The organism is Rhizobium sp. P43, assembly GCF_056730705.1.
In genome coordinates this window covers 2,219,837-2,232,193 of record NZ_CM161539.1, presented here as the reverse complement: position 1 = coordinate 2,232,193, position 12,357 = coordinate 2,219,837, and the positions used below count along the sequence as shown (strand labels likewise).

The window sequence follows — 12,357 nt, the reverse complement described above, 5'->3', positions numbered from 1 at the left end:
TGCCCTCACGGCATGAACTGCCCGCCATTGATGTCGATCGTCTGTCCCGTGATGTAGCCGGACAGCATCGGCGAGGCGAGGAAGAGATAGGCGCCGACGCAATCCTGAGGCGTGCCGGTGCGCTTCAGCGGCACGCTGCCGGCGACCTGATCGAGCTGGCCGGGCAGGGCATATTTGTCCTGGAAGGCCGTGGTGATGACGCCGGGTGCCACCGCGTTGACGCGGATATTGTATTTGCCGAATTCCAGCGCCATGCCCTTGGTCACCGCGCCGACAAAGGCTTTCGACGAGCCGTAGACGCCAGAGCCGGCGGTGCCGCCCGTGCGGGCGGCGACCGAGGTCGTGTTGATGATGAAGCCGCCCGATGCCTTCATGTGGGGCACGGCCGCCTGGCTGGCTGAAAGCACCGAGCGCGCATTGACGTCCATGACCTTGTCGTAATGCGCATCGGTCATTTCTTCATAGAGCACGCGCGCGATCATGCTGCCGGCATTGTTGATCAGGCCGTCCAGCCGGCCAAAGGTCTTGGCGACATGCGCCACGGCCTCGGCCATCGCCGCCGATGAGGCCGCGTCGCCCTTGACCAGCACCACACTGCCGCCAGCGGCCTCGATATCGCTTGCGATCGCATGGGCGGCTTCCGCATTCGAATTGTAATGCAGGCCGACCAGGGCACCCTGGGCGGCAAAGGCCCTGGCCAGCGCCTCGCCGATGCCACTCGACGCGCCGGTGATCAGAACGGCCTTGCCGGCGAGATCGGGAATGGTGAGCGTGGTCATCGTGCGGTCCTCCTGTTGTCCGACAAGCTTAGAGCGGCCCTGCCGTCTTTTGGCAAGGCCGCTCCTTATCAAGTCCTATCCCTGAGGCGCAGAAGGGCCCGGTTTGTTCATCGGACCCGAACGGTCCGTTACGCTTGAGGCGCAGCCGGTTGTTTCCGGACATAGCGGGTAAAGGCAAAGACCATGGCCGCAACGCCCGCGATCAATGCGATCGACAACAGCGGCCTGGCGGCAAACCAACCGATCGCAATCACGGTCACCCCGACGACGATTGCCAGCAGGAAGGAAATCAAGCCCGTACCGAAGCCGATCAGCGATCCGATGAACGGGATCACGTCGCCGATGACGCCGAAGATCCGGAAGATCAGGGCAAAGCCGATGAACAATCCGAAAATGCCGGCGACCCGGATGACCCAGGTCAGGATCACGTTTTCGGTCTGGCTGTCGGCGAACATCTTGTCTGAGGTTTCGCGACCTGCGGCAAGCAGGAAGAGCGTGTATCCATTGCCGGTCGTGTACTCCGTCAGGCGGTCGCCATTCTGCCTGGCCACGATGCTGACTTCCGGCAGCACGATCTTTTCGAAGCGGATCCGGGTGTCGCCGACCTCAGGGGCTTTTTCATCGGCGCCGAAATAGAGCGCCTGCATCACGGCACGGCCTTCGCCGGGATAGCCCAGCGCTTCCGAGGCCTTGGCAGCTGTTTCGTTGGTGATCGGCAAGGCTTCACGCGCACCGACAGAGGCGATCTGCGATCCCTCCACGGTAAAGGCGCCCAATTTCGCCGTCGCCACCAGCGTTTCCGTGGATGGCAGCCAGAATTCCGGATTCTCATGCCCGGTCGTTTCCTGGAATTTCGAGGAATCCTGCGCGTCCCCACTCCATTCCCTGGAATAGGTGTAGGTCGTCACGGTTTCTTCGCCGCCGCCGAGCTTCTTCTCGGTCGTGCTGCTTTTTTCCTCGACCCACTGATACATCTCGACCTTGCGCGCCAGGCCAATCACGCCGCTTGCGCTGATGCCCGTATCCGGGTCGACGACGTCAGCCACTGGTGCCACGGCGCTTTCGATGTGGATGAGCTTGCCTTCGAGTGCGGGGTCGATCCGCGAGGCATCCGCCGCGACGACGATCGACTGGCCTTCCACCAGCAACTCATAGGTCGCGACCGACCGCCCTTCGTTCCAGAACAGCGCCACGATGGCGACGATCAATAGAATAAAGCCGAAGACCGCACCCGTCAGCGCCCCGCCCAGACGCGAAAACCAAGATGTCGATGTTCTTGTTACCACAGCCATGGCAACCCCCATTATTAGATAGAAATGTCCCCAGGCCGAGTTTCTAGCAAGTTTTGTTGCGAGAGGAAGTTCTTATCTTGGGAGGAAACGACTGTTTAAGGGGTAACTTTTACTTGTCTCTGCCAAAGCAATCAGCCTCCGGTTGGAGGCTGATTGGTTCGCTGGGGTTCTGGCTTCGGCCAGCAGCCCGGAAAGATCAGGCGGCTTTCCAGTCGAACGGCAGGGGCGCCTCGCGGAAGGCGAAGCGGTCCAGATGGCTCGCCACGACACCCTGATAGGTTTCGAGCTTTGCGGCATCTTCGGTCGCGATCGTGACCGTCAGGCTCGATGCGTCGCTGTGCATGGATGCTGTTGCCTCGGGAAACTTCACCACGGCCTTGTGGTTCTGTTCGTCCAGCTTCACTTCGAGCTTGTGGGACCAGTGCTTGCAGAGCTGCTGCAGATATTTCCAGCCGTTTTCGGTGGACACGGTTGTCGTCGATGTTGCCATGATCAAAGCCTTTCGATCTTGCCGACCGCTTCATCGAGGATGCGGGCGACTTCCAGTTGGGTGTCGCGCGTGGTTGTCTCGCGCGACAGACAGTCGTGCAGGGCTTGTTTCAGGTTGTGCATGGCACGGCGCACCGGGGCTGCATCGGTTCTTTCGCTGACTTTGGCAAGGGCCGTCAGGCGCCCGATGGCGGTTGCCACCTCATCCGCCCGCTCGGAGAGATGCTGCCGGCCGGCTTCGGTGATCGTCATCAGCTTGCGCGGGCCATCGCTCTCCAGCTCTTCTGCAAGCCCCATGTCGAGGAGCAGCGTCATGGTCGGATAGACCACGCCGGGCGAGGGGGCATAGGCGCCGCCGGATAGGCTCTCGATTTCGCGGATCAGGTCATAGCCATGGCGCGGCTGGTCCTCGACAAGCTTCAAAAGCACGAGGCGCAGCTCGCCGCCTTCGAACATGCGTCGGCGCTCGCCGCCGCGTCCGCGAGGCCCCGCGCCCATGCTGGCGCCGAAGGATCCGCCCTGGCGCATGGCAGACATGGCCTGGCGAAAAGCGAAGAAGGGATTGCCGCGCTCCCCGCGGCCTTGATGGCAATGTCTCATGATCTTGTCTCTTTCTATGATGGAATTGCATCTAAGATATATCTTAGAGCGGTCGATACAAGAGCGTTGCCAAACTTTTTCGCGCATCCGCCGCTTGGAGCCTGCTGCGGTGGACGCCTATGATGCGAAGGGAATCGCGACAGGGAGGAAACAGGATGGGCGAAAAGCGGCACGAATACCGGGTCACGGTCACCTGGCAGGGCAATGCGGGCACGGGAACCTCTGGCTATCGCGACTATGGGCGCGACCACCTGATTTCTGCCGAGGGCAAGCCGGACATTCTCGCATCGTCCGACTCTGCCTTCCGCGGTGATCCGGCCCGCTGGAACCCAGAGGATCTGTTTCTCGCCTCGCTCTCTGCCTGTCACAAGCTGTGGTACCTGCATTTCTGCGCCGTCTCGGGCGTCATCGTGCTCGCCTATGAAGACCAGGCGGAAGGTGTCATGGAAATGGATGCGAACGGCACGGGACGCTTCACCGACGTCCTCTTGAAGCCCCGCGTCACGATCAAGCGCGGCACCTTCCCTGAGCTTGCGCTCGAACTGCACGAAGACGCGCATGAAAAATGCTTCATCGCCAATTCGGTGAATTTCCCGGTGCGCTGTCAGGCGGAGATCGTCGAGGCGTGAAGGGCGCGCCCATCGCGCGCCCGTTTGTGCTTACTGAAACGCCGTCTCGAAGAAGCTTCTGAGCTTGCGCGAATGCAGCTTCTCGGTCGGCATGGCGCCGAGCTTTTCGAGCGCGCGGATGCCGATCTGCAAATGCTGGCTGACCTGCGTCTTGTAGAAGGCGGTCGCCATGCCCGGCAGCTTGAGTTCGCCATGCAGCGGCTTGTCGGAGACGCAGAGCAGCGTCCCGTAAGGCACGCGGAAGCGGAAGCCGTTGGCGGCGATGGTCGCCGATTCCATGTCGAGCGCAATGGCGCGTGCCTGGGAGAGCCGCTTCACCGGGCCACGCTGGTCGCGCAGTTCCCAGTTGCGGTTGTCGATGGTCGCGACCGTACCGGTGCGCATGATCCGCTTCAGTTCGAAGCCCTCATAGCCGGTGATCTCCTCGACCGCGTCTTCCAGCGCCAGCTGCACTTCCGACAGCGCCGGGATCGGCACCCAGACCGGCAGGTCGTCGTCGAGCACGTGATCCTCGCGCATATAGGCATGCGCCAGCACGTAATCGCCGAGACGCTGGCTGTTGCGCAGCCCCGCGCAGTGGCCGAGCATCAGCCAGGCATGCGGCCTGAGCACGGCGATATGGTCGGTAATCGTCTTGGCGTTGGAGGGGCCGACGCCGATATTGACCACGGTAATCCCGGCATGACCCTTCTTCTTCAGGTGATAGGCCGGCATCTGCGGCAGACGCCCCAGCGCCACACCCTCGGTCGGCTCGGCATGACCTGATGGCGTCAGGATATTGCCGGGCTCGACAAAGGCCGTGTAGTCGCTGCCGCCTTCCGCCATCAGCTTGCGGGCATAGGCGCAGAATTCATCGACATAGAACTGATAGTTAGTGAAGAGCACGAAGTTCTGGAAGTGGTTCGCCCCGGTTGCCGTGTAATGCGACAGCCGCGCCAGCGAATAGTCGATGCGCTGGGCCGTAAACGGCGCCAGCGGATGCGGTTCGCCGGGCAGCGGCTCGTATTCGCCATTGGCGATCTCGTCATCGGTTGTTGTCAGGTCCGGCGTATCAAAGATGTCGCGCAGCTGCATGTCGGCAAGACCGCCGGCGGAGGCCTCGACATGCGCGCCTTCGCCAAAGGCAAAATGCAACGGGATCGGCGTCGTCGATTCCGACACCGTGATCGGCACCTGATGATTGCGCATCAGAAGCGCCAGCTGTTCCTTCAGATAGTGCCGGAACAGCTGCGGCCGGGTGATCGTCGTCGTGTAGATGCCGGGCGAGGTGACATGGCCATAGGACAGGCGGCTGTCGATATGGCCGAAGCTCGTGGTTTCGATGCTGACCTGAGGGTAGAAGGCGCGGTAGCGGCCCTCGATCGCGCCACCCTTGGCGAGCGCCGAAAAGGCCTCGATCAGAAAGGTGGTATTGCGCTCGTAAAGCGCCGTCAAAGCATCGACGGCTGCGGTCGCATCGGTAAAGACCTGAGGCTGATACGGCTCAGGGCTGATGGTGTTCAGGGCGGCGGGGGATGAGATTCGTGTGTTCATGGCGCATTATAGGAGACGAAGCTTGACAAGCAAACGACGTCCGCGGCGAAGCGTCAAGAATCTTTGCTGGGACAATTCCAGCCTTAGAGTGCCACGCTTCAGAAGGTCGGGCGGCAGCTGTTGAGGCCAGTTGGTGCGCAGCTCGCGACGAGGCCGGAGGAGAGGTGTCGAACGGTCGGCTGGTTGTGGACGACAAGCTGCGCGAACATGAAGGCAAACAGCGCCATGGTGAGCGAGATGATGGTGAAACGCCGTGCCAGCTTGGCCATGTCCTTGCTCCTTTCCGATCCGATGGGAGCGTTTTAGCCAAGCCGGGCTGAATGAGGCCTGAGATCGAAGTTCATCTGGCATTCAGAAGCGTTAATCGAAATGCGCGGCCATCCGGGAAAGACCTCTTCCCTCGATCCGGCTTCTGGCCATAATGGCAGCCGGCGGGCACCGTCCCGTCCAGCTGTCCTTCCGGAAAGGCCTCGTGCAGCATGGTGCACCGTCACCCTCCGATGCGCTGTCCGGCAACAGGGTTTCACCCATGACTGAAGAGAACGAAAGCACCCTCCGGTTCGGGCGCATCGCCGCAACCTTGCCCGTCAGGGATATCGAGCGGGCAAAGGCCTTCTATGTCGATCTGCTCGGTTTCCGCTCCGTGTTCGAGAACGGCAATCCCACCGGCTTTGTCATCTTGCAGCGCGACGATGCCGAACTGCATCTCACGCTTCAGAAGGCCCACAAGGCCGCCGACTTCAACGTCGCCCATATGATGGTCGAAAACATCGACCGTCTTCATGAGCTCGTGCAGGGGCGAGGTTTGAAGGTGATCAAACGCCTCCAGGACAAGGACTACGGCCTACGCGCCTTCGTCTTCGAGGATCCCGATGGCAATCGCATCGATGTCGGTCAGCCGATCTGATCCGCCCTTGAAAGCAGAAGGGGCGCCGGTTGCAGCCGGCGCCCCTTTTGGATTCTGAAACGTCGATTGCCTCAGAGGCGGGTCCAGGTCTGGCTGCGGCAGAGCACGGCCATGACACAGCCCTTCATCTGCAGCGAATTGCCGGAGACGGAGCCTGAGCCGGAATAGGTCTTGTCGGTTTCCGGATCGGTGATCTCGCCCTTGTAGCTGTCGCCGCTGCCGGCCAGCTTGCCGATCTGCTTGCCGCTGTGCTTGCCGCTCTTCAGCGTTACGCAGAAGGAGCCGCCGCAGGGGGCAATCTCGGCTGTGGCGCCAGATGCCGTCTTCCAGTTGCCTTGGATGGGCTCGGCGGCCTGCGCGGTGAAGGCGGAAAGCGCGAGTGCTGCCGCAATGATGATGGAACGCATGGTCTGATCTCTCCTCCCGAGATGATGGTGCCTCACCGTAGTCCGAGTCGGGTCCTCTCCCAAACCGGTCCAACGGTTAAGAATAATCTTACGCACACGTAAAGGTAAAATGCAATCGGGCACCTGCAGAGGGCTTCGCGACACCGAGAAATCGCCGGAATCCCGGCATTTGCCGAAATGCGATCGGAAATCGTGGTGAACAATCGGTGAAATCGCCGTGCTGAAGGTTTCGTAAATTTTGACAGGAAATCCTTGAGTTGCAGGGGCTGCGATACTTAACGGATTCCGAAGTTTACGAAGCTTTTGTACTTTGTTTTCAGCAAATTAAGGATGCATTTTAAGCGAGTTTCAAAGCCCGTTTGGCATAGTGAACCCATCAAACGAGCAGGGAAAAACCCCGCCGAACCCGACCAAAGCGAGAATGACCGGACAACGAGCCGGCGCCGTTTCGGAAGGGCCCGCAAGGGAAAACAGGGACGACTGAGAAACTAGGCAAACAGGGACAAAACCAATGGCACGCTTTGAAATGCACAATTCCGAAAATGCCACGATGGGTGGCGAAACCCGGGCCGACGTCTTCCGCGACATGGGCCTGATGTATGCGACCGGCCGCGGTTGCCCGGTCGATCTGGTCTCCGCGCACAAGTGGCTGAACATCGCAGCGATCAAGGGCTGCGACCGCGCCGCCGAGCTGCGCGCCGATCTCGCTTACAGCATGACCAAGTCTCAGCTCGCCGAGGCGCTTCGTGCCGCCCGCGAATGGATGACCATGCACTGACCAATACCGGCCGCGCCTGCGGCTGGGAAATCACAAGAATAACCCGAGTGGGGAACGTGGCGGGGACCTTTGGACGGGGCCAGGGCCAACACTTTTCAAGACCGCGACCGGCAGGGACAAGGCCGGCGCGGTCTTTTTCATTTCAGCAGCTCAGCCGAGCCCCTTGAGCACTTGCGGCAGTGCCGCCTCGAAAAGATCGAGATCGGCAGGCAATCCGGTGGAAACCCGAATGCAGCGGTTGAGCGGGGCAACACCGGGCATGCGGATGAAGACACCGTGTTCCATCAGCCCATCGACGATGGCGCGGGCAAAGACGCCGTCGCGCCCGGCATCGATCGCCACGAAATTGGTCGCCGACGGTAGCGGCGTCAGGCCGTTCGTCCTGGCGATGTCCGCTATTCTGTCGCGTGCCGCCTTGATCCGTCCGACGACGTCCTTGAGATAGCCCTGGTCACCCAATGCGGCGAGCGCGGCTTCGGTCGAGAGCCTGGGCATGCCGAAATGATTGCGGATCTTGTCGAAGGCCGAGACTGTGCCCGCCGTGCCGATGCCGTAGCCGACGCGCGCGCCGGCAAGCCCATAGGCCTTGGAGAAGGTGCGGGTGCGGATGACATTCGGCAGGTCGATCAGCGCGTTGGCTGCCGGGATCGATCCTTCAGGCGCCGTCTCGCTATAGGCTTCATCGAGAATGAGCAGGGTGGTGAAGGGCAGGGCGCGCGCGAAGGCGACAATGCTCTCCTTGTCCCACCAACTACCCATCGGATTGTCGGGATTGGCGAAATATACGAGCGGCGCATTCTCCTGCTTCACCAGCGAAAGCAAAGCGTCGAGATCCTCCCGGTCATCCCGATAGGGTGCTGTGACCAGGCGTCCGCCGAAGCCGTTCACATGGAAGTTGAAGGTCGGATAGGCGCCGAGCGAGGTGACGACCGGCATGCCGGGCTCGATCACCAGCCGCACGATCAGCCCGAGCAGATCATCGATGCCTTCTCCGATGACGAAATTTTCCGCCTGGAGCCCAAGATGGGCAGCGAGTGCCGTCTTCAGCGCATAGTTTTCCGGATCATTGTATTTCCAGATCTCGCCTGACTTTTCGGCGATCGCCTGCAGAACCGAGGGCGCTGGACCAAATCCGCTTTCATTGGCCCCGATCCGGGCACGAACGGTGAGGCCACGCTGGCGTTCGATGGCTTCCGGGCCGACAAAGGGGACGGTTGCGGGAAGCGAGGCGGCGAGCGGCGTGAAACGTGAGAATGCGGTCATTTCTTGCGGGCATCCGGCAGGTGAGTACGATCCGAACACCATAAGAGGCGCTGCCGCCAACGCAAGGCCTCGGGCGGGGTCGCTCGCCCCTTGTCCACCTGGTGCGTGAAATCAGCGACCCAGCCGCGCGCCGGTACCATTCTGAAATGGTCTGAGCGGTGTGTTGACCGCGTCGCCGAGCATGAAGTCGGCGCGCACGATCCGATGCAGCATGTGTTCGGAGATCGGTGCGATGAACTTCACACCGACACGGCTGCCATTGCGATAGACCTCGGCACATCCGATCCGGTCGGCGAGCCCGACGATCTGCAGATAATAATGAGAGGAAAGGCCGATGGCTGTGGTCAGCTCAAGTGCTGCCCCGCCCTGTGAGATATCGACGACTTCGCAGCTGCGGATGGTGATGCCGGTGAGGCCGGGGCGAACCGACATCACCTTGGCCGGCCGACGAACGTAGAAGCGCTCCCATTTGCGCTCATACATTTCAGAGCTCACCCCAGCCAGATGCGTCGCATTTTCCATCGCCATGAGCGGCTCTCCACAGGTTTCTACGTCAGACTGTGAAGGCTAATATTTGCAGTAGCATCAATAAGTTCGATCAAATTTTAAGGATGCCGAATATTCGACTTTAAAGCAGCGAGGCTGGCATCCTGCGGTGCCGCGCCGCATTCGAGCGACGTGCAGAGGGCTGATTTCGCTCTGTGGGTCGATCAGTGGCTGGTCTCGAAAGACAGCCGAACGACGTGATGGAGGAATTCCGGATTGATCAGCATATTGAAGCCGACCGTCAGCTTTTCGGCCTCTCGGCGGATTAGCGTGCAGCCGATATCGTCGTGGATTCCAAGGATCTCCAGGAAGAAGTTCGAGGGGACCTGAACATGCGGCGAGACGTCGAGCTCGGCGCCGTATAGCGACATCGTCCGGATGAGGCAGCGCTGTGAACGCGCCATGCTGAGGTGGTGTCCGACGAAGACAATCTTGCCCGGGCGGTCAATCTTGAACTTCTCGAAAATCTGATCCCGGGGGATGTCCGATTTCGCGTCTGGTATCCTCTGCAAGGGCATGTCACCCTCCTACAGCGTCAAGTTACACTGACACCCTAGTCGATGGTCCTTAACCAATCCTCGTTGCAATCTGTCAAATGCTGCAGATCTGCCGAATTGTCCAATTCAGACAGCCGTTTCGCCAAGTCGGCACCTGTACCGAACTGGGGCTCCCGTGCGATTGGTTGGCGAGGCCCCGCCGAGTAGCGATCAGATTTTACACCTTAGAGGCTCGGCCAAAGACCAGTGGTCAAACTTGACCGCAAATCGCCACAAAGCTAGGCGTTGCTGCACCAAATGCCGGCTGTGTGACAGCGATTCCGGCGAAGACTGAGGCTGTAGGGAGTGGATGACGTGGCGGAACGACTGGTGATTGTCGGTGCAGGGCAGGCGGGTTTCGCTTTGGCTGCGAAACTGCGTGCGTTGAAAGACGATCGTCCGATCACGCTTCTCGGCGCCGAACCCGTGCACCCCTATCAGCGACCGCCCCTCTCGAAAAAATATCTGTTGGGCGAGATGACCTTCGACAGACTGCTGTTCCGGCCTGATGCCTGGTACGCCGACAATGATGTCGAGATCCGTCTGGCGACCCCCGTTGAGGCGATTGACCGGGAAAAGCGGGTGGTGAAGCTGTTCGATGGTAGTGAAATCGAATACGGCAGCCTCGCTCTTACGACAGGGGCGACACCGCGGCGCCTGCCGGGTTCCATCGGCGGTGATCTCGATGGCGTCTACACAGTGCGCGACAAGGCCGATGCTGATTGTTTGGCCACTGAAATGAAACCTGGCCACAGGCTGTTGATTGTCGGCGGCGGGTATATTGGTCTAGAGGCGGCTGCTGTTGCGCGCAGGCTGGGCCTCGAGGTCACGCTCATTGAGATGGCGGATCGTATTCTCGCCCGCGTTGCGGCCCCGGAGACGGCCGATGCCATCCGCGCAATCCACGAAAAGGAGGGCGTGCATATTGCTGAAAAGACCGGCCTGACCCGTTTGATCGGCGATGAGGGCCGCGTGAAGGCCGCCGAACTCTCAGACGGTCGGGTGATCGACATTGATATGGTCATCGTCGGCATCGGCGTGATCCCCAATGACCGTCTCGCTGCCGATGCCGGGCTCGAGGTCCGCAACGGCATCGTGGTCGATCGTTTCGGCCGCACCAGCGATCCCGCCATCTTCGCCATGGGCGATTGTGCGGTTCAGGAATGGAAGGGCCAGCAGATCCGGCTTGAATCGGTGCAGAATGCCGTCGATCAAGCTGAAGCCGTCGCAGCAGTCATGACTGGCGGCTCAGTCCCCTATCACCCGAAGCCCTGGTTCTGGTCCGACCAGTATGATGTCAAGCTGCAGATCGCCGGCTTCAATCTCGGATACGACAAGACTGTCCTTCGGCCGGGTGCCCGCGAGGGCAGTCTGTCGGTCTGGTATTTCCAAGGGAACGTACTGATCGCGGTAGACGCCATCAATGACGCCAAGGCCTATGTTACGGGCAAGAAGCTTCTCGACCTCGAACGGTCTGTCGATCCGGCGATGATCGCAGATCCCGCACTGGATCTGAAGAGCCTGATAGGCTGACTTATTCGCGCAGCCTCTTATGATCTGATGTCGGAAGAGGCATAACGCACGGGAAGTGGGGTAAGAGAAGCGGCCCCTACCCACAAGACGATGTAATCGCTCAATTGGTTCCGGCGCGTTCCAGGATCGGAATGCACATATCGAGGTCATGCGACGCCAGGTGGGCATAACGCATGGTCATCGTCAGCGTCTGGTGCCCCAGCCACATCTGCACACGACGAATGTCGATCCCACCCTGAACAAGACGGGAGGCGCAGGTATGGCGCAGCACATGCGGCACCACGTCCTTGTCGTCGGCAAAGCCCACCGTGTCCTTGGCATTGTGCCATGCGACGCGGAACCTCTGCTGATCGATCTCGGCAAAAGGGCCGGAATAGCGACGATCCGAACCTTCAATGGCAGCGAGAGCACGCTGGGTCAGCGGAACGGAGCGTGAGCGGCCAGACTTCGTCACCCAGAACGTGACCCGATCTTTGTGTATGTCGCCCCAACGCAGGTTGAGCCCTTCGCTCAAGCGCGCACCGGTATCGACCAAAAAAATGCATAACCTGTAATAGGCTTCAGAATGCGCCCGGATTTCGGAAAACAGAAGGCTTTCCTCATCCCTGTCGAGGAAGCGAATGCGACCCGCTTTCTCCTTCTGGCGCTTGAACTCAGGCAGACTGTGTACGTCTCCCATCTTGTACGCCTTTCGCAGCAGTTTGCTTAAGGCCGCCATCTTTCGATTGATGGTGGCGTTGCTATTACCGCGTTTGCGCAATTTGCCGATCAATTGGTCGAGCATCTCCTGGGAAAAGGTTGAGAAGCCCGGAAAATCAAGGAGATCGTGAAGTTCTCCAATGAAATTAGTTACGTTATATTTGTGGCTGCCATTCATCCATAACAGGTCGCCATATTTGCCGAACAGTTCGCGCAAATTCGTGTCGCGCACCTCGTGCAGGATCGTTCCCTGTCTGTATTGATAATGAACCGAATAATCGGGCACGCCCACAAAGACGTCAAAACCCTTCCCGGCCGGCATTTCCACCTGCATGTATCCCCCAAATTTCCCTTTGGCGAGCACGC

General features: G+C 60.1%; 15 protein-coding genes. 4 read left to right on the top strand and 11 right to left on the bottom strand.

From position 1 onward, the window contains the following. Nucleotides 1-5: 5 nt before the first annotated feature. The 4 genes from AC1PUL_RS11095 to AC1PUL_RS11080 form a co-directional block, all read right to left on the bottom strand. The gene (locus tag AC1PUL_RS11095) at nucleotides 6-779 is read right to left on the bottom strand and encodes an SDR family NAD(P)-dependent oxidoreductase (RefSeq protein WP_480464255.1); all 774 of its coding nucleotides are present in this window, start codon (nucleotides 777-779) and stop codon (nucleotides 6-8) included. 128 nt (nucleotides 780-907) lie between these two features. Beyond that, nucleotides 908-2,071, bottom strand: a complete 1,164-nt coding sequence (locus AC1PUL_RS11090; protein ID WP_480464254.1) for a TMEM43 family protein — start codon at nucleotides 2,069-2,071, stop codon at nucleotides 908-910. Nucleotides 2,072-2,267: 196 nt separating this feature from the next. Next, on the bottom strand, nucleotides 2,268-2,561 hold the full coding sequence (locus tag AC1PUL_RS11085; RefSeq protein ID WP_480464253.1) for a DUF2218 domain-containing protein: 294 nt from the start codon (nucleotides 2,559-2,561) through the stop codon (nucleotides 2,268-2,270). 2 nt (nucleotides 2,562-2,563) lie between these two features. Beyond that, nucleotides 2,564-3,160, bottom strand: a complete 597-nt coding sequence (locus AC1PUL_RS11080) for a PadR family transcriptional regulator (RefSeq protein ID WP_480464252.1) — start codon at nucleotides 3,158-3,160, stop codon at nucleotides 2,564-2,566. Between the two features lie 155 nt (nucleotides 3,161-3,315). Between AC1PUL_RS11080 and AC1PUL_RS11075 the strand changes: the two genes are divergently transcribed. Then, a complete protein-coding gene (locus AC1PUL_RS11075) occupies nucleotides 3,316-3,789 on the top strand; it encodes an OsmC family protein (RefSeq protein WP_480464251.1) in 474 nt (157 codons plus the stop codon). A gap of 30 nt (nucleotides 3,790-3,819) precedes the next feature. Here the strand turns inward: AC1PUL_RS11075 and AC1PUL_RS11070 are convergent, their stop codons facing one another. Together AC1PUL_RS11070 and AC1PUL_RS11065 are read right to left on the bottom strand one after the other, a co-directional pair. After that, complete coding sequence (locus AC1PUL_RS11070; protein ID WP_480464250.1) at nucleotides 3,820-5,322, bottom strand: AMP nucleosidase; 1,503 nt, start codon at nucleotides 5,320-5,322, stop codon at nucleotides 3,820-3,822. A gap of 98 nt (nucleotides 5,323-5,420) precedes the next feature. Beyond that, nucleotides 5,421-5,591: a hypothetical protein gene (locus AC1PUL_RS11065; protein ID WP_480464249.1), complete on the bottom strand. Its 171-nt coding sequence runs from the start codon at nucleotides 5,589-5,591 to the stop codon at nucleotides 5,421-5,423. Nucleotides 5,592-5,851: 260 nt separating this feature from the next. Between AC1PUL_RS11065 and AC1PUL_RS11060 the strand changes: the two genes are divergently transcribed. Next, nucleotides 5,852-6,229: a bleomycin resistance protein gene (locus AC1PUL_RS11060; protein ID WP_480464248.1), complete on the top strand. Its 378-nt coding sequence runs from the start codon at nucleotides 5,852-5,854 to the stop codon at nucleotides 6,227-6,229. Between the two features lie 71 nt (nucleotides 6,230-6,300). On the opposite strand, the gene AC1PUL_RS11055 is transcribed toward AC1PUL_RS11060, so the two are convergent. Beyond that, nucleotides 6,301-6,636 (bottom strand): DUF2147 domain-containing protein, encoded by a 336-nt coding sequence (locus AC1PUL_RS11055; RefSeq protein ID WP_298468992.1) that lies wholly within the window; start codon nucleotides 6,634-6,636, stop codon nucleotides 6,301-6,303. 511 nt (nucleotides 6,637-7,147) lie between these two features. Here AC1PUL_RS11055 and AC1PUL_RS11050 point away from each other — a divergent pair. After that, on the top strand, nucleotides 7,148-7,414 hold the full coding sequence (locus tag AC1PUL_RS11050) for an SEL1-like repeat protein (protein WP_480464247.1): 267 nt from the start codon (nucleotides 7,148-7,150) through the stop codon (nucleotides 7,412-7,414). Between the two features lie 150 nt (nucleotides 7,415-7,564). On the opposite strand, the gene AC1PUL_RS11045 is transcribed toward AC1PUL_RS11050, so the two are convergent. The 3 genes from AC1PUL_RS11045 to AC1PUL_RS11035 form a co-directional block, all read right to left on the bottom strand. Further along, entirely contained in the window at nucleotides 7,565-8,677 is a 1,113-nt protein-coding gene (locus tag AC1PUL_RS11045) for a pyridoxal phosphate-dependent aminotransferase (protein ID WP_480464246.1), read from the bottom strand. Nucleotides 8,678-8,788: 111 nt separating this feature from the next. Further along, the gene (locus tag AC1PUL_RS11040; protein WP_480464245.1) at nucleotides 8,789-9,205 is read right to left on the bottom strand and encodes a PilZ domain-containing protein; all 417 of its coding nucleotides are present in this window, start codon (nucleotides 9,203-9,205) and stop codon (nucleotides 8,789-8,791) included. Between the two features lie 182 nt (nucleotides 9,206-9,387). Then, the gene (locus tag AC1PUL_RS11035; protein WP_480464244.1) at nucleotides 9,388-9,741 is read right to left on the bottom strand and encodes a hypothetical protein; all 354 of its coding nucleotides are present in this window, start codon (nucleotides 9,739-9,741) and stop codon (nucleotides 9,388-9,390) included. Nucleotides 9,742-10,074: 333 nt separating this feature from the next. On the opposite strand from AC1PUL_RS11035, the gene AC1PUL_RS11030 reads away from it, so the two are divergent. Next, nucleotides 10,075-11,292, top strand: coding sequence for an NAD(P)/FAD-dependent oxidoreductase (locus AC1PUL_RS11030; RefSeq protein WP_480464243.1), 1,218 nt, complete (start codon nucleotides 10,075-10,077; stop codon nucleotides 11,290-11,292). 100 nt (nucleotides 11,293-11,392) lie between these two features. Here the strand turns inward: AC1PUL_RS11030 and AC1PUL_RS11025 are convergent, their stop codons facing one another. Then, nucleotides 11,393-12,325, bottom strand: a complete 933-nt coding sequence (locus tag AC1PUL_RS11025; protein ID WP_480464242.1) for a tyrosine-type recombinase/integrase — start codon at nucleotides 12,323-12,325, stop codon at nucleotides 11,393-11,395. Nucleotides 12,326-12,357: the final 32 nt, after the last annotated feature.